Source organism: Tenacibaculum aquaeponti (assembly GCF_057221555.1).
The window spans coordinates 166,012-182,969 of sequence record NZ_CM170147.1 but is presented as its reverse complement, the minus strand read 5'-3'; the positions used below and the strand labels follow the sequence as shown (position 1 = coordinate 182,969).

The window sequence follows — 16,958 nt, the reverse complement described above, 5'->3', positions numbered from 1 at the left end:
ATATATCTATTAACTTTTTTAGGTTAACATTCCTCCATCGACTGATAAAGTTTGCCCTGTTACATATGCGCTCATATCAGAGGCCAAAAACACACAAGCATCAGCAATATCTTTAGGAGTTCCACCTCTTTTTAAAGGAATTTCATTTCTCCAACCTTCAACTACTTTTTCATCTAATTTTGCAGTCATTTCAGTTTCAATAAAACCAGGAGCAACTACGTTACTGCGTATATTTCTAGATCCTAATTCCAAAGCTACAGATTTAGAAAACCCTAAAATACCTGCTTTAGATGCTGCATAATTAGCTTGTCCTGCGTTACCTTTTAATCCAACTACAGAACTCATATTAATAATTGAGCCTTTTCTTTGCTTCATCATTGGACGAATAACAGCTTTTGTTAAATTAAAAACAGATTTTAAGTTAACTTCAATAACTTTATCAAAATCATCTTCAGAAATACGCATTAATAAGTTATCTTTTGTTATACCAGCATTATTAACTAATACGTCAATACTTCCGAATTCTTCTAATACATTTTTAGCTAACTCTTGAGCTGCATCAAATTCAGCGGCATTTGACTGATATCCTTTTGCGTTTACTCCTAACTCTTTTAATTCATTTTCTAATGCTGTAGCTGCATCAACAGAAGAATTATATGTGAAAGCTACATTAGCTCCTTGCTTAGCAAATTCTAAAGCAATTCCTCTACCAATACCTCTTGTAGCACCAGTAACAATTGCTGTTTTATTTTCTAAAAGTTTCATTTATTAGTTGTTTTACAGGATTCAAATATAAAAATAAAAATCCTGCAAAAGATTACTTTTTAATAGGATTTTACTGCGTTTTAAAACTAAATATTACTGATTATTAAACTTAATAATTCTTGGGCTTGACAAATTTATAAGTAAGTATATTTTACTTATAAATTCTTTTAACTTGATTAACAATAGATTTCATTTTTAATTAAAAAAACCAATATTTAGTAAATATTGGTTTTTTATAATATTATTTTTAACAAATTATCCTCTTGACCATGCTTCGCCATCTACGTTTCCACAAGGATTTTCGGAAAGGGTATCTCCTCCATTTCTAATTTGCCCACTTCTACCATCAGCACATTGATAATACCATGTTCTACCTCCAGTAGTTTCTCTTAATTGATTTCTTGTTAATTCTTTTCCAAAATTTTTAATGTGATTCAATTTCATTTTTTTAAATATTTATTATAGGTTAATATTATCTCAATATAAAAAAAAATTAATATTTATAATAATAAGTTGAAAGGTTTATTAAAAAAGCCAATGCTATAAACATAGCATCGGCTTTAAAATTTTTTATGTATTTGAAATTAAGCTAAAACTTTTGCTACCATTTCTCCAATTTTAGCAGGAGATTCAACAACGTGTACTCCATTCTCTGCTAAAATTTTCATTTTAGCTTGTGCAGTATCATCTGCACCACCTACAATAGCACCAGCATGTCCCATTGTTCTACCAGCAGGAGCAGTTTGTCCAGCGATAAAACCTACAACTGGTTTTCTGTTTCCGTCAGCTTTAATCCAACGTGCAGCTTCAGCTTCTAATTGTCCACCAATTTCACCAATCATTACGATTGCTTCAGTTTCATCATCATTCATTAATAATTCTACAGCCTCTTTAGTAGTAGTTCCAATAATTGGATCTCCACCAATACCAATAGCAGTAGTAATTCCGTAACCTTGTTTTACAACTTGGTCTGCAGCTTCGTATGTTAAAGTTCCTGATTTAGAAACAATACCTACTTTACCTTTCTTGAAAATAAACCCTGGCATAATACCAACTTTAGCTTCATCTGGAGTGATAACTCCTGGACAGTTAGGTCCTACTAAAGTACAATCTTCTAATGCGTCGATATAAGCTTTAACTTTTACCATATCAGCAGTTGGGATACCTTCAGTAATACAAATAATTACTTTAATTCCTGCTTCAGCAGATTCCATAATTGCATCAGCTGCAAATGCTGGTGGTACAAAAATAATTGAAGTATCTGCACCAGCCTTAGTTACTGCTTCATCAACAGTATTAAAAACAGGCTTACCTAAGTGCTCTTGTCCTCCTTTACCAGGAGTAACACCTCCAACAATATTTGTTCCGTAGTCGATCATTTGACCAGCATGAAAAGTACCTTCACTTCCTGTGAAACCTTGTACTATAATCTTTGAATCTTTATTTACTAAAACGCTCATTGGTTTATTTTTAATTTTTAAGTCTAGCAAAAATAGTTTTTTAATTGAGGATAACCAATTAAATTATGGTTACTTTTTTGCTTTATTTACTTCGTTTTTTAAATGTATAATTTCTCTCATAGTTTGACGGTACTCTCTTTGCGGCGTACCAAAATAAACTCCTTTTTTCAAGGACTTCATTACTCCAGTTTGTGCCATTAAGACTGTACCTTTCTCTATGTTTAAACCACTAACAACACCTACTTGTCCCCAAATTGTTACTTCATCACCAATTACAGTACAACCTGCAATTCCGGTTTGAGCAGCAATAAGACACTTTTTGCCTATAATTGTATCGTGACCAACATGAACTTGATTATCAATTTTAGTTCCTTCTCCTACAGTAGTATCACCAGTAACACCTCTATCTATTGTACAAGAAGCACCTAAATCTACATTATTTTCAATTACAACTCTACCTCCAGAAACTAAAGGATCAAAACCTTCTGGTCTTTTCTTATAATAGAAAGCATTACTACCTAATACAGTATTCGAATAAATATTTACATTATCACCTATCACACAATTATTATTAATTGTAACATTAGCATGAATAATACAGTTTTTACCTATAATAACCCCTTCTCCAATAAAAACATTGGGTTGAATAATAGTTCCTTCACCTATAACAGCAGAATCAGAAATACTTTGTTTAGATGCAATAAAAGGGTTAAAATGTTTTGTGAGCTTATTAAAATCTCTAAAAGGATCATCTGAAATTAGTAGTGATTTACCTTCAGGACATTCAACTTCTTTATTAATTAAAATTGTGGTAGCTTCAGAAGTTAAAGCCTTATCATAATATTTTGGATGATCAACAAAAACAATTTCTCCTTTTTGAACAACATGAATTTCATTTAATCCTATAATTTCAAAATTAGGATCTCCAACAAAAGATACTTCTAACAGATTTGCTATCTGCTGTAAAGTTTGAACAGTTTTAAATTTCATATGAAAAAAATCCCGCAATTAAGCGGGATCAAATTTTTTTACTCTTTGATTCTTTCTGAATATACGCCTTTTTCAGTATCGATTTTAATTTTATCTCCTTCATTAATAAATAAAGGTACATTAACTCTAGCTCCTGTTTCTACTGTTGCAGGTTTAGTTGCATTTGTTGCTGTATTTCCTTTTACTCCTGGTTCAGTGTGAGTTACTTCTAATATTACGTGAGAAGGCATCTCTACAGATAAAGGTAATCCGTCTTCTGTATTAATTAAAATTGTAACTACTTCACCTTCTTTCATAAATTCAGAACCATCAACTACTTTTCTTTGTAAAGTAATTTGGTTATAGTCTTCTGTATTCATGAAATGTAAATCATCTCCTTCAGCATATAAATATTGAAATTTATGAGTTTCTACACGAACATCTTCTATTTTATGTCCAGCAGAGAAAGTATTATCAATTACTTTTCCTGAAGTAACACTTTTTAATTTAGTTCTAACAAAAGCAGGACCTTTACCTGGTTTTACGTGTAAGAATTCTATAATTTTAAATATATCATGATTATATTTTATGCATAATCCTTTTTTAATATCTGAAGTTGTTGCCATTGTTTTTTATATTAATTTGTTTTATAATATCCTTTCATTATACCTCTATGAGAATCTTTAATAAACTGAATTATTTCATCTCTTTCAGAAGTAGCTTCCATTTCTGCTTCAATAATCTCTATTGCCTGTGAATTATTGTAATTCTTTTGAAATAGAATTCTATAAATATCTTGAATTTCTCTAATTTTTTCTGTAGTGTATCCTCTTCTTCTTAAACCAATAGAATTAATACCTACATAAGATAATGGTTCACGTGCTGATTTAACATAAGGTGGCACATCTTTTCTTACTAAAGAACCCCCAGTAACAAAAGCATGGTTTCCTACGGAAGCAAATTGATGAACTGCAACCATACCTGCTAATACAACATTATCTCCAATGGTAACGTGACCAGCTAAAGTTGAGTTATTTGAGAAGATACAATTATTTCCCACTATACAGTCGTGAGCTATATGACAGTATGCCATAATAAGGCAATTATCACCAATTACAGTTTTTAAACGATCTGAAGTACCTCTATTTATAGTTACACATTCTCTAATAGTTACATTGTCTCCAATTATAACAACAGTTTCTTCATCGTTAAACTTTAAATCTTGTGGTATAGCGGAAACTACAGCTCCAGGAAAAATTCTACAGTTTTTTCCTATGCGTGCACCTTCCATTATTGTTACGTTAGAACCAATCCATGTACCAGAACCAATTTCTACATTTGCATGTATGGTTGAAAAAGGTTCAATAACTACATTTCTTGCTATTTTAGCTTGGGGGTGAACGTAAGCTAATGGTTGATTCATATTATTTTGCTTTAGAAATTTGTGCCATTAATTCTGCTTCTGCAACAAGTTTTCCATTGGCATAAGCATAAGCTTGCATATGTGCAATACCTCTACGAATTGGCGTTATTAATTCACTTTTGAAGATTAATGTATCTCCAGGTAATACTTTTTGTTTAAATTTAACTTTATCTATTTTCATAAAATAAGTTAAGTAATTTTCAGGATCTGGCACAGTACTTAATACTAAAACCCCACCAGCTTGAGCCATAGCTTCTACCTGAAGAACTCCTGGCATAACTGGAGCTCCTGGAAAATGTCCTACGAAGAAATCTTCATTCATAGTTACATTTTTCATTCCAACTACATGCTTATCTGACAACTCTAATATTCTATCAACTAATAAGAATGGAGGTCTATGCGGAAGAATATCCATAATCTGATGAATATCCATTAAAGGTGGCTGGTTTAAATCATAAGTAGGAACATTATTTCTTTTTTCCTTCTTAATGATTTTTGCTAGTTTCTTAGCAAAAGTAGTATTAACTAAATGACCTGGTTTGTTAGCGATAACTTTACCTCTAATTCTAGTACCTACAAGAGCCAAATCTCCAATAACATCTAGTAATTTATGTCTTGCAGCTTCATTTGCCCAGCGTAATTCTAAATTATCTAAAATTCCATTAGGCTTGATTTTAATATCATCTTTATTGAATGCTTGTTTAAGTTTTTCTGTAGTACTTTCAGAAAGTTCTTTATCAACATAAACAATTGCATTGTTTAAATCTCCTCCTTTGATTAAATTGTGTTCTAAAAGCATTTCTATTTCATGTAAGAAACTGAATGTTCTAGCTGAAGAAATTTCCTCTTTAAAATCTTGAATATGATCTAAAGTAGCGTTTTGTGTTCCTAAAACCTTAGTACCAAAATCTACCATTGTAGTCACTTGATACTCATCTGAAGGCATTAGAATAATCTCGCTTCCAGTACTTTCATCTTTATATGAAATAATTTCTTTTACTACATACTCTTCTATTTCAGCATCTTGATCTACTATTCCTGCTTCTTCAAGCGCTTCAATAAAAAACTTAGAAGAACCATCCATAATAGGTGGTTCAGAAGCATTTATTTCAATTAAAAGATTATCAATATCTAATCCCACTGCTGCTGCAAGTACATGTTCAGAAGTATTGATTTGAACACCATTTTTTTCCATGTTAGTACCTCTTTGGGTATCGATAACATACTCTGCTTTAGCTTCAATTATAGGTTGACCTTCTAAATCTACTCTTTTAAAAGCGAAACCATGATTGGTTGGCGCTGGTTTAAAGGTCATAGTTACTTCATTTCCTGTGTGTAATCCTACACCAGATAAAGTAACTTCATTTTCTATAGTTCTTTGTTGTTTACTCATTTTGGTTTTGTTGAGCCTTGTACTCTTTTTCTAGTTTATTTACGGTTGATACTATTTTTGGTAAATTTTTAAAATAAACATATGACTTATTAAAGTCTGAATACCCTATTGCAGGTGATCCTTGTACTACATCTCCGTCTTTTAAATTTCTTCCAATACCAGATTGTGCTTGGATCTTAACATTATTGCCAATGGTAATATGCCCTACAATCCCAACTTGACCACCAATCATACAGTTTTCACCTATTTTTGTAGAACCTGCAACTCCTGATTGAGAAGCAATTACAGTATTTTCACCAATTTCTACATTGTGAGCAACTTGTATTTGGTTATCTAGTTTCACTCCTGATTTTATAATTGTAGATCCTAAAGTAGCTCTGTCTATAGTACAATTAGCTCCTATGTCTACATAATTTTCTATTATTACGTTCCCAATTTGTGGAACTGCTTTGTATATACCATTTTCATCTGGTGTAAATCCAAAACCATCTGAACCAACAACAGTTCCTGAGTGAATTTTACAACCTTTTCCGATCACAGATTCAGAATAAATTTTTACTCCTGAAAAAATTGTTGAATCATCACCAATTTTTACGTTATCCCCTATGTAACTATTAGGATAAATTTTCACATTATTACCAATAGTTACATTCTCTCCGATATACACAAATGCACCTATATACTCATTGCTACCTATAGAGGCAGAACTTGAAACGTAAATAGGATTTTCTCTACCAACTTTATTATTTTTTACTTGATTGTAATATTCTAATAATGTTGAAAATGATTTATATGGATCACTTACTCTAATTAAAGTAGATGAAACATGCTTTTCTGCTATAAATTTTTCACTAACAATAGCTATTGAAGCTGATGTAGTGTATATATATGGTTCGTACTTTGGATTAGCTAAAAAGGTTAAAGAACCCTTTTGAGCTTCTTCAATTTTCGCAAGTTCAAATACTGTCTCCTCCGTATTTCCTTCAATCTCACCTTGTAAAATATCTGCGATCTGTTTTGCTGTAAACTCCATTAGGTGCAAAAGTAATTATTTTTTGTTTAGTTTTAATCTGTTGATCTAGATCAAAGCAAAATTCTTTGGATAACAATAAAAGTATTTAACTACAGGAACAGCTAATGTTTCTATATTTAAATTGTCTGAAGCTTTAGCTATATCTTTTAGCTTTCCTTTTTTTGTTAGTATTTTAATCGGAATAGATTTATTGTAAGCTTGATTTGAAACCGTATCTTCAAAAACGAAACAAGATAAATCACTTTCTCGATCACCTAACTTCTTCTTTACTTTAGCTTGAACTTTATTTTTATATTTTTCTGAAAAAGGTTTACTCTGTAAATCTAATTTCAGCAACTTTCTATTTACTAACATTTGTGATAGTTTAGAAAGCACAAAATCATCATTATCGCACCACTCTTTTATTGCTGACAAGACATCATAATCATCAAGTTTAGCAAACATTTCTAAAGTTTCAATATTAAAGTTTTCTTTATTGATTGGTGTTTTTAAGAAATAATCTAAAGCGCTATTCGCTGGTAAATCTTTCCCTTCTTTAGTTATAGTTTTTGCTCTTTGCAAAATCTTTACTAATAATGTTTCCGCAGATAAAGACGTTTTATGAAGATAAACTTGCCAATACATTAATCTTCTAGCAATTAAAAATTTCTCTACAGAATAAATTCCTTTTTCTTCTATAACAAGTTCATCATTTTTTACATTCATCATAGCTATCAATCGATCAGAAGAAATATTTCCTTCTGCAACTCCTGTATAAAAGCTATCTCGTTGTAAATAATCTAATCTATCAATATCTAACTGACTTGATATTAATTGATGAAAAAAGGTTCTTTCGTATTTACCTTCAAAAATCTCTATAGCTAAACTTAATTTTCCTTTAAATTCTTTATTTAATGCTTTCATGAAAAGTAACGAAATCTCTTCATGAGTTATTTCATTTACAATACTATATTCTAAAGCATGAGAAAAAGCTCCATGACCTATATCATGTAATAAAATAGCGATGCATAAAGCCACTGCTTCATCTTCAGAAATTTCAATATTCTTAGATCTTAATGCTTGAATTGCTTTTTGCATTAAGTGCATACACCCAATTGCATGATGAAATCGTGTATGATTAGCACCTGGATAAACTAAATTTGTAAGTCCCATTTGAGTAATTCGCCTTAATCTTTGGAAATATCGATGTTCGATAATATCAAAAATTAAGGAATTGGGGATAGAAACTAATCCGTAAATAGGATCGTTAAGTATTTTTAGTTTGTTAGTTTTAGACTTACTCAATATGTTGTGTTTTCTTTTTTTATGTGTTGAACAAAAGTATGTAAATATAAACAATGCTTATTTACGAACAACAAAAACATAAATATCTAAAATTTTAAGAGTTATTTATTTTTTTATGCGGTACTAAAGATTTAATTTGATCGTTCTTTGATAATAAATTAATCTTATGAGAAAAATTGATATCCTTTGGGTAGATGACGAAATAGATTTATTAAAACCTCATATATTATTCTTAGAGAAAAAGAATTATAAAGTTACTACATGTACGAATGGAACTGATGCTGTTGATTTAGTAGATGATATGAATTTTGATATCGTTTTTTTAGATGAAAATATGCCAGGAATTTCTGGTTTAGATGCATTAAATCTAATTAAGCAAAAAAGAGCTAATCTTCCGGTGGTTATGATTACTAAAAGTGAGGAAGAATATATAATGGAAGAAGCTATTGGTTCTAAAATTGCCGATTACTTGATAAAACCTGTTAATCCGAACCAAATATTATTGAGCTTAAAAAAGAATTTAGATCATTCTAGATTAGTTACGGAGAAAACAACTTTAAATTATCAGCAAGAGTTTAGAAAAATATCTATGGATTTATCTATGGTAAATTCTTATCAAGAGTGGATCGATCTATATAAAAGACTAATTCACTGGGAATTAGAATTAGAAAACATAGATGACTCTAACCTATTAGAAATCTTAGAAAGTCAAAAATCTGAAGCAAATACTCATTTTTTTAAATTCATTAAAAAGAATTACGAAGATTGGTTAACTAGTGACGACAAACCAACCATGTCGCATACACTGTTTAAAGATCTTATTGTTCCTAATTTAAGTAAAGAACAAGGTTTACTTGTTGTGGTAATTGATAATTTAAGATATGATCAGTTTAGAGTGTTAGAACCTCACATTAACAACTTCTATAGAAAAGAAACTGAACACTCTTATTTTAGTATACTACCTACTGCAACACAATATGCACGTAATGCTATTTTCTCTGGACTTATGCCTTCTGAAATGGAAAAAAGACATCCTAATTATTGGAAAAACGATACAGATGAAGGTGGAAAAAATTTATTTGAAAATGAATTTTTAACCGAACAAATCAAGCGATTAAACTTAAATATTAAACACGAATATTTTAAGATTACTTCTCTTAAAAACGGAAAAGATTTAGAAGAGAATTATAATGCCACAAAAAATAATGACCTAACTGTTGTAGTATATAATTTCGTTGATATGCTTTCTCATGCTAAAACTGAAATGGAAGTAATAAAAGAATTAGTTGGTGATGATAAAGCATACAGATCTTTAACTGTTAGTTGGTTTAAAAACTCTCCTTTACTTTCTATTATCCAGAAAGCAAGAGAATTGGGCCAAAAACTAATTATCACTACAGATCATGGAACAATTAACTGTAATACACCAACAAAAGTAATTGGAGATAAAAATATCAGTTCTAACTTAAGATATAAAACAGGTAGAAGTTTAAGTTATGAAAATAAAGATGTTTATGAAGTAAAGAATCCTAAAGATATTTATCTACCAAGTGTATCTATAAATAGTCCTTTTATTTTTACAAAAGAAGATTTGTTTTTTGCATATCCAAACAACTTTAATCATTTTGTAAAATATTATAGAAATACATATCAACACGGAGGTATTTCATTAGAAGAAATTATTATACCTTGCGCTATATATAATTCTAAATAATTTATGAATAAAAATTATTCGTTAGAAGAAATTGAAATGATTGCTAAAGAATTAATTAGCAATTCAAAACATAAAATTTTACTTTTTAACGGTGAAATGGGGGTTGGAAAAACTACACTTATTAAAGAAATCTGTAGAGTTTTAGGAAGTAATGATATTATCAGCTCACCTACTTTTTCTTTAGTAAATGAATATCACACAACAACAGATGACATCATTTATCATTTTGATTTTTATAGAATAAACCATGAAGAAGAAGCCTTAGATATTGGTATAGAAGAATATTTTGATTCAGGTCATTGGTGTTTAATCGAATGGCCTAATAATATTAAAAATTTATTACCTTTAAATGCTAGTGAAGTAACAATCACTTTAGCCGACAATAATCTAAGAAACATTCAACTTAACTAAATTAATGAGTTCTATCACACCATTTACTAAAGAGCAGCTACTTCCTCAACCTGAAATGCTAGAAATTAAGAAGCAAAAAGGCGAGTTATTTATAGGATTACCTAAAGAAACCAGATTAGAGGAAAAAAGAATAAGTTTAACACCTGACGCTGTTGCCGCTTTAGTAGCACATGGTCATAGAGTTGTTGTTGAAAATAACGCTGGAGAAGGCACTAATTATACTGACAGAGAATATTCTGAGGCTGGTGCTAAGATATCTTATGATATAAAAGAAGTTTTTGCTTGTAATTTGGTAGTCAAAGTTGAACCACCCACATTAGATGAAATTAAATTAATGAATCCACAATCATTTTTAATTTCTGCATTACAATTAAAAACTCAAGATAAAAAATACTTCGAAGCTTTAGCAAAAAAGAGAATTACTGCTATAGCATATGATTATATAAAGGACGAAGATGGTGTATATCCTGTTTTAAAATCGTTAAGTGAAATTGCAGGTATATCATCTATGCATATAGCAGCAGAATTAATGTCTTCTGCAAATGGAGGAAATGGTTTATTATTAGGTAATATAAGTGGTGTTCCACCAACAGATGTAGTCATTTTAGGAGCTGGAACTGTAGGTAAATATGCTGCTAGTACTGCCTTTGGTTTAGGTGCTCGTATAAAAGTTTTTGATAATTCAATTACTAAATTAAGAAAATTACAAGAAGCCATTCCTGGACCTATTTATACATCTACTGTTCAACCAAAGTCTTTATTAAAAGCATTAATGCGCTGTGATGTTGCCATAGGTGCAATCAGAGGAGTTGATAGATCTCCTATCATTGTTACTGAAACCATGATAGAACAAATGAAAATAGGCGCAGTTATTGTTGATGTTTGTATCGATAGAGGTGGTTGTTTTGAAACTTCTAGGGTTACCACACACAGTAAACCTACGTTTAGAGAACATGACGTTATTCATTATTGTGTTCCTAATATTCCATCTAGATATGCAAGAACAGCTTCCGTTTCTATTAGTAATATTTTAACTCCTTACTTATTAAACATTGCTGAAGAAGGTGGTTTTGAAAATGCTGCTAGGTTCGATAAAAGCTTACGAAATGGTATGTATTTTTATCATGGAATTCTAACAAATAAAACTGTTGGTGATTGGTTCGATATTCCTTTTAGAGATATTAATTTATTAATTTTGTAGTATTCGGTAGCGAAAACATAAATTCTGATCCTTTATTTTTTCCTTCTGAGAAAATCATAAGATGTGTACCATGCAATTCAATAATTTTTTTTGAAATAGCTAAACCTAAACCTCTACTTTCAATTGTATTTCCTGAAGTATACCACCTGTCTAAAACAGAATCAAGTTCGGTCTTTGTTATTCCTAAACCTGAATCTTTTATACTAACGATTATTTTATCTAATTTTGTTTCTAAAGATAAAGTTATACAACCTTTTTGGGGAGTGAATTTTAATGCATTATCTAAAATGTTTTGAATAACTCTTTCAATTAATAATTTATCTCCAAACACAAATTGATTTTCATCTAATTTACATATAACTTTTATCGAAATTTCTTTATTTTCAGATATCATCCCATAACGCATAACAATCTCATTTATTAATTTAGGTAAATTAAATTTCGTTTTGTTTAATTGTAATTCTTTTGCATCTAAATTAGAGTATTCATATAACTGATTAACTAAATCTGACAAGATGAAAGTACTTTTCTCTATAATTTTTAAAAAATCCTGTCTATTTTCTTTTGTCATTTTTATTTCATTTCCACTTAAAGTTTCTGCATATCCCCTTATAATTGTAAGTGGAGTTCTAAGATCATGCGAAATATTTGCTATTAGTTCTTTTTTAAAATTATTAATTGATTTTATCTCTTCTATATGGTAAGCAATAGTATCTGCCATTTCATTAAAAGTTGTTGCTAAAATTGACAAATTTGTAGTAGAAGCCTCTGGTATTCTACTTTGTAAATTCCCTTCTTTAAAATTATTCACATGATGAATTATAATCAGTAAACTTTTTGAAATGAAAAATATACTTAAAAAACCTACTACTAAAGATAAAAATGTAGTTATACATATTGTAGTGATAGTTAATTTAGAAAAATAAGATTTAAATAAGCTAGTACAAATCTGTTCAAAATCATGACTAGCAAGTAAAACATATATATAGCCTTGCTTTCCATTATTATTAAATGATGCTGCTGAAAATATTTTTCTTTCAGAAGTATTTTTAGGATCATCTCCTAAAATATATTCATTTTTATTTTTAATAAACTCTCGAATAGGAATCAAATCTACTTTTTTTATAGGTTCAAACTCATCTGAATGATCTAAAACCACTGAATGCAGTACTACTCCTTCAATATCTAACAAATACACTTCAATGGCCCTATTCACAGCCATCATATCGTGCATTACATCGTCAAATAACTCAACATTAACATCTCCATTTTCTAAAAAAGGTGCTGTATTTTTAAATTTTTCTTCAATTAAATGATTTGCTACATTAGCATTTAAACGTTGTGTTGTTTGACTATAAAATCGATTCAATAAAAAGAACGTTATCGATATATAAATTATACCAATTATTAAAATTATAAGTAGAAAAGAAATACTTAATTTAACAATAAATCTATTAGACAATGATCGGTATTTGCTCATCTAAATAGGATGTTAATGATTCATTAAACTTATAACCAACTCCCCACTCTGTTAGAATATATTTAGGATTAGTCATATCATACTCGAGTTTACTTCTTAATCTATTTATATGTGAATTTACAGTATGCGTATATCCTTTAAAGTTATATCCCCACACAAGCTGTAAAAGAGTGGACCTACTATAAATTTTACCAGGATTATTTGCGAATAAAGTCAATAAATCAAACTCTTTTGGAGAAAGATTAATTCTAGAATTCTTTTTATAAACTATTCGTTTAGGAATATTAATAGATAAATCATCAAAAACCAAAGTCTTATTAATATCTAAATTAAAATTGTATTCGTATCGTCTTAAAACAGCTTTAATTCTAGCCATTAACTCTCTAATTCCAAATGGTTTGGTCACATAATCATCTGCTCCAAATTCAAGACTTAAAACTTTATCTAGTTCATCAGTTTTTCCTGTAAGCATGATAATTGGAACTTCTTTTTTTTGACGAATTCTTTTACAAACTTCAATTCCATCGAGTTTAGGTAAAGTAATATCTAAAAGAATTAAAGCATATTCATTAGTTATTGCCAAATCGAGTCCTTGAGTTCCATCAAAAGCTAATTCTGCGACATAACCATGATTTAAAATGTTAATTTTTAAAAGATTTGAAACTGACTTATCATCATCTATAATTAATATTTTTTTCATTTGAGAGTAGATTTATTCGGGGTTGCGCTAATATAAAAAAATTAAAATGTTACATATATTTTATACTTCTGTGATACTTCTGTGATACTTTAAAAAGTTATTTGTTCTTGTAAAATTGAACTGCAGTTCTTCAATTTTAGTATTAACCTTTATTAAAATAGATCATGAAAAAATCAATTATCAATGATGATAATAACTTCTCTTTGATTTTAAAAGAAAAAATCAATCTACAACGAAAACAGATTAATTTAAAGGAAATTAAACATCTATCATCAGAAGATCAAAACTTATTTATTGAATATGGAATAGCTCCAACAATCGATACTCCATACAAAAATGTTATTCATGCTTTTGAATATTGGGTATCAAAAACACCTGGTAATATTGCCGCAACTTTTCAAAATTTAAGTATTACATACAAGCAACTTGATGATGAAGCTACAATACTTGCTTTAATCTTAAAACAAAAAGGCATAAAAAGAGGTGATAAAGTAGGTTTGTATACACATCGTTCTTTAGAAATGTTAATTGGAATTATAGCTGTTTTAAAATTAAGAGCTGTATATGTTCCCCAAGATCCAAGAATAGTTCCTAAAAACATGCTCAGTGAAATCACTAAACTTAGTGATATTAAAATCATTTTAACGCAATCGGATTATTCTGAAAAGTTAGACTTTTTCAAAAACGACAATCTAATTAAAATAGATATAGAGTTAGAGAAAGATATCTATAAGAACCTATATGGAAATATCAGATTAATTCATCATGTGAATGATGACACTAACAATTCTTGTTTCATTTTATTTACTTCTGGAACAACAGGAACTCCAAACGGTGTAGAAGTAACACATAAAAACTTATGTAATATTCTATATAATGCTCCAGGTAATCTTGGTATTTCTCCTGGAATAAAGGTTGCTCAAATTTTAAATATCTCTTTTGATATGGCTGCTTGGGAAGTTTTAGGCTGTTTAGGAAATGGTGGAACTTTACTAATCCGTGGAAAAGATATTGAAGAAACCGCTAAACAAGCCAATGTTATTATTGCTACTCCTACTATTCTTACCACTATAGATGCAGAACAATGTCATGAAATTAAAACTGTTGCGGTGGCAGGAGAACCTTGTCCTGTAATTTTAGCTAATACTTGGTCTAAGAAATGTGATTTTTACAATTGTTGCGGACCAACGGAAACTACTATTGTGAATACCATGAAAAAATGTGTTCCAAACAGTTATGAACTTTCTATTGGAAAACCAACACCAAATAACACCGTTTATGTATTAGACAATGATAAAAACCCAATAAAAATTGGCGATGTTGGCGTAATGTGGGCTGGTGGCGATTGTGTTACTAAAGGATACATCAATAACGACAAACTAAATAAAACTCGATATGCTAAAGATATTTTTTTGAAAGGAGAGAATATGATGTTCAATACTGGTGATTTAGGAAGATGGGATGAAAATGGAGAATTAATTCATTATGGAAGAATTGACGATCAAGTAAAAATTAAAGGTTTTCGTGTAGAACTTGATGCTATAACTAAAATCATCGAAAACTTTAATGAAGTTAAACGAGCAGTTACTTTGAAACATAAAAATCATTTGGTTTCTTTTATTAGTTTGACTGATCAAAAAGCTACTGAAACTCTTTTGAACCATATAATTGAAGCTATAGAAAGAGATTTACCTTATTATTATGTACCAAGTGAATTTAAGTTTTTAAATGAACTTCCGAAGACTTCTAGAGGTAAAATAGACAAACGTAAAATTAGAACTTCCTACTTAAAATAAGCAATCATGAATACGATAATTTTACCACCAAAAAAGAGTTTTCTATATCGATTAGGAAAACATCCTTTGCTTATTCCCTACAAACGATTATTTATTTTAATCACGTTAATAAACTTTATCGTTTTTTACAAAGGATTAATTTCATGGAATTGGTTTAATCCAGAAAGCATAGCTATTTATAAGATTTCTAGAGTAATTCTTTTCAATTTTACACTCGCGATATTAATTCGACAACAGTATGTAATAAATCTTTTATTTACAATAGCTACAAGTGTTCCAAAACATTGGCCTTTGTTTATTCGAAGAAAATGTGCCAAAGTATATCATTTTGGCGGTTTACACAGCTCTAGTGCAACTATGGGAACTTTATGGTACTTTGTGTTTGTTTGGGGGATTTATAAGAGTTTATCTAACAATGTATATCAAATCAATAATCCTATAGTAATTATTACCACATTCATCTTGGTATTATTAGTTACTATTGTAGTTATGGCTTTGCCAAAAATGAGAGCCAAATATCACAATCAGTTCGAAATTACTCACAGAATTGGTGGCTGGTCAGTTTTAATATTATTCTGGGTTCAAATGTTATTATTTGTACGACTAGAATCTCCTTCAATTCCTTTGTGGAATAAATTAGATTTTTGGATTTTAATTGTTCTAACCGCAAGTGTAATAATTCCGTGGTTACGTTTAAAAAAAGTAAATATCAATATCGATAGTCCTTCTAATCACGTTGCCTTAACTAGCTTCGATTACGGAGTTACACCTTTTGCTGGTTCATCTACAGCATTGAGCAGAAATCCGTTATTAGAATGGCATTCATTTGCAAATGTTCCTGCTCCCGATAAAACTGGTTTCCGCTTAACTATTTCTAGAGCTGGAGATTGGACTGGAAAATTCATTTCAGAAAAACCTGATAAAATTTGGGTGAAAGGAATTCCTACAGCAGGCGTTGGAAATGTAGATAAATTATTCAAAAAAGTAATTTGGGTTGCTACCGGAAGCGGTATTGGTCCGTGTTTACCACATTTATTACTCAATGAAACTCCTTCAGTTTTAATTTGGTCTACTCGATCTCCTGAAAAAACATATGGAGAAGCATTAGTTAATGAAATTAAAAATGTACAACCTAATGCTATTATCTGGAACACAGATGAACATGGAAAACCTGATTTGGTAAAACTTGCTTATAAGGCCTATAAAGATTTTAATGCTGAAGCTGTAATCTGTATTTCTAATCAGAGTTTAACGCAAAAAGTAGTTCATAATATGGAATACAGAGGAATTCCAGCTTACGGAGCTATTTGGGACTCTTAATAATCACAA

Annotated in this window: 16 protein-coding genes; 5 read left to right on the top strand and 11 right to left on the bottom strand. The window is 29.8% G+C overall.

Annotated elements, in window-relative coordinates:
- Positions 1-18: 18 nt before the first annotated feature.
- The 9 genes from fabG to AC2TEO_RS00860 form a co-directional block, all read right to left on the bottom strand.
- Positions 19-765, bottom strand: coding sequence for a 3-oxoacyl-[acyl-carrier-protein] reductase (fabG, locus tag AC2TEO_RS00900; RefSeq protein ID WP_442266303.1), 747 nt, complete (start codon positions 763-765; stop codon positions 19-21).
- A 255-nt stretch (positions 766-1,020) separates the two neighbouring features.
- Positions 1,021-1,209: a hypothetical protein gene (locus AC2TEO_RS00895; RefSeq protein ID WP_442266302.1), complete on the bottom strand. Its 189-nt coding sequence runs from the start codon at positions 1,207-1,209 to the stop codon at positions 1,021-1,023.
- A 140-nt stretch (positions 1,210-1,349) separates the two neighbouring features.
- Positions 1,350-2,225, bottom strand: a complete 876-nt coding sequence (gene sucD / locus AC2TEO_RS00890) for a succinate--CoA ligase subunit alpha (protein WP_442266301.1) — start codon at positions 2,223-2,225, stop codon at positions 1,350-1,352.
- A gap of 69 nt (positions 2,226-2,294) precedes the next feature.
- Complete coding sequence (locus AC2TEO_RS00885) at positions 2,295-3,215, bottom strand: UDP-3-O-(3-hydroxymyristoyl)glucosamine N-acyltransferase (protein ID WP_442266300.1); 921 nt, start codon at positions 3,213-3,215, stop codon at positions 2,295-2,297.
- A gap of 38 nt (positions 3,216-3,253) precedes the next feature.
- Entirely contained in the window at positions 3,254-3,820 is a 567-nt protein-coding gene (gene efp, locus AC2TEO_RS00880) for an elongation factor P (protein ID WP_442266299.1), read from the bottom strand.
- An 11-nt stretch (positions 3,821-3,831) separates the two neighbouring features.
- Complete coding sequence (gene lpxA, locus AC2TEO_RS00875; protein WP_442266298.1) at positions 3,832-4,617, bottom strand: acyl-ACP--UDP-N-acetylglucosamine O-acyltransferase; 786 nt, start codon at positions 4,615-4,617, stop codon at positions 3,832-3,834.
- A 1-nt stretch (position 4,618) separates the two neighbouring features.
- Positions 4,619-6,010, bottom strand: a complete 1,392-nt coding sequence (locus AC2TEO_RS00870) for a bifunctional UDP-3-O-[3-hydroxymyristoyl] N-acetylglucosamine deacetylase/3-hydroxyacyl-ACP dehydratase (RefSeq protein ID WP_299679259.1) — start codon at positions 6,008-6,010, stop codon at positions 4,619-4,621.
- Positions 6,003-7,043 carry a UDP-3-O-(3-hydroxymyristoyl)glucosamine N-acyltransferase gene (gene lpxD / locus AC2TEO_RS00865; protein WP_442266297.1) on the bottom strand — a complete coding sequence of 347 codons (1,041 nt, stop codon included), beginning with the start codon at positions 7,041-7,043 and terminating at the stop codon, positions 6,003-6,005. The genes AC2TEO_RS00870 and lpxD overlap by 8 nt, the downstream gene beginning before the upstream one ends.
- A 45-nt stretch (positions 7,044-7,088) precedes the next feature.
- Complete coding sequence (locus tag AC2TEO_RS00860) at positions 7,089-8,327, bottom strand: HD domain-containing protein (RefSeq protein ID WP_442266296.1); 1,239 nt, start codon at positions 8,325-8,327, stop codon at positions 7,089-7,091.
- A gap of 166 nt (positions 8,328-8,493) precedes the next feature.
- Here AC2TEO_RS00860 and porX point away from each other — a divergent pair, with 166 nt between their 5' ends.
- Genes porX through AC2TEO_RS00845 form a run of 3 tightly spaced genes read left to right on the top strand, consistent with a single transcriptional unit; the run spans position 8,494 to position 11,653 of the window.
- Positions 8,494-10,041 (top strand): T9SS response regulator signal transducer PorX, encoded by a 1,548-nt coding sequence (gene porX / locus AC2TEO_RS00855; RefSeq protein WP_442266295.1) that lies wholly within the window; start codon positions 8,494-8,496, stop codon positions 10,039-10,041.
- Between the two features lie 3 nt (positions 10,042-10,044).
- Entirely contained in the window at positions 10,045-10,452 is a 408-nt protein-coding gene (gene tsaE, locus AC2TEO_RS00850) for a tRNA (adenosine(37)-N6)-threonylcarbamoyltransferase complex ATPase subunit type 1 TsaE (protein WP_442266294.1), read from the top strand.
- A gap of 4 nt (positions 10,453-10,456) precedes the next feature.
- A complete protein-coding gene (locus AC2TEO_RS00845; RefSeq protein WP_442266293.1) occupies positions 10,457-11,653 on the top strand; it encodes an alanine dehydrogenase in 1,197 nt (398 codons plus the stop codon).
- Here the strand turns inward: AC2TEO_RS00845 and AC2TEO_RS00840 are convergent.
- Together AC2TEO_RS00840 and AC2TEO_RS00835 are read right to left on the bottom strand one after the other, a co-directional pair.
- Positions 11,634-13,022: a sensor histidine kinase gene (locus tag AC2TEO_RS00840; protein ID WP_442266292.1), complete on the bottom strand. Its 1,389-nt coding sequence runs from the start codon at positions 13,020-13,022 to the stop codon at positions 11,634-11,636. The two genes, AC2TEO_RS00845 and AC2TEO_RS00840, sit on opposite strands and share 20 nt — an antisense overlap.
- Before the next feature lie 85 nt (positions 13,023-13,107).
- Positions 13,108-13,833: a response regulator gene (locus AC2TEO_RS00835; RefSeq protein WP_442266291.1), complete on the bottom strand. Its 726-nt coding sequence runs from the start codon at positions 13,831-13,833 to the stop codon at positions 13,108-13,110.
- Between the two features lie 164 nt (positions 13,834-13,997).
- Here AC2TEO_RS00835 and AC2TEO_RS00830 point away from each other — a divergent pair, with 164 nt between their 5' ends.
- Both AC2TEO_RS00830 and AC2TEO_RS00825 read left to right on the top strand, forming a co-directional pair.
- Positions 13,998-15,629 (top strand): AMP-binding protein, encoded by a 1,632-nt coding sequence (locus tag AC2TEO_RS00830; RefSeq protein ID WP_442266290.1) that lies wholly within the window; start codon positions 13,998-14,000, stop codon positions 15,627-15,629.
- Between the two features lie 6 nt (positions 15,630-15,635).
- Positions 15,636-16,949 carry an FNR domain-containing protein gene (locus tag AC2TEO_RS00825; protein ID WP_442266289.1) on the top strand — a complete coding sequence of 438 codons (1,314 nt, stop codon included), beginning with the start codon at positions 15,636-15,638 and terminating at the stop codon, positions 16,947-16,949.
- Positions 16,950-16,958: the final 9 nt, after the last annotated feature.

Coding starts and splice junctions, on each gene's coding strand:
- AC2TEO_RS00845 (WP_442266293.1), top strand. CDS start 10,457: ATGAGTTCTATCACACCATTTACTAAAGAGCAGCTACTTCCTCAACCT.
- AC2TEO_RS00895 (WP_442266302.1), bottom strand. CDS start 1,209: ATGAAATTGAATCACATTAAAAATTTTGGAAAAGAATTAACAAGAAAT.
- AC2TEO_RS00830 (WP_442266290.1), top strand. CDS start 13,998: ATGAAAAAATCAATTATCAATGATGATAATAACTTCTCTTTGATTTTA.
- porX (WP_442266295.1), top strand. CDS start 8,494: ATGAGAAAAATTGATATCCTTTGGGTAGATGACGAAATAGATTTATTA.
- AC2TEO_RS00870 (WP_299679259.1), bottom strand. CDS start 6,010: ATGAGTAAACAACAAAGAACTATAGAAAATGAAGTTACTTTATCTGGT.
- efp (WP_442266299.1), bottom strand. CDS start 3,820: ATGGCAACAACTTCAGATATTAAAAAAGGATTATGCATAAAATATAAT.
- sucD (WP_442266301.1), bottom strand. CDS start 2,225: ATGAGCGTTTTAGTAAATAAAGATTCAAAGATTATAGTACAAGGTTTC.
- AC2TEO_RS00825 (WP_442266289.1), top strand. CDS start 15,636: ATGAATACGATAATTTTACCACCAAAAAAGAGTTTTCTATATCGATTA.
- AC2TEO_RS00835 (WP_442266291.1), bottom strand. CDS start 13,833: ATGAAAAAAATATTAATTATAGATGATGATAAGTCAGTTTCAAATCTT.
- fabG (WP_442266303.1), bottom strand. CDS start 765: ATGAAACTTTTAGAAAATAAAACAGCAATTGTTACTGGTGCTACAAGA.
- lpxA (WP_442266298.1), bottom strand. CDS start 4,617: ATGAATCAACCATTAGCTTACGTTCACCCCCAAGCTAAAATAGCAAGA.
- AC2TEO_RS00885 (WP_442266300.1), bottom strand. CDS start 3,215: ATGAAATTTAAAACTGTTCAAACTTTACAGCAGATAGCAAATCTGTTA.
- tsaE (WP_442266294.1), top strand. CDS start 10,045: ATGAATAAAAATTATTCGTTAGAAGAAATTGAAATGATTGCTAAAGAA.
- lpxD (WP_442266297.1), bottom strand. CDS start 7,043: ATGGAGTTTACAGCAAAACAGATCGCAGATATTTTACAAGGTGAGATT.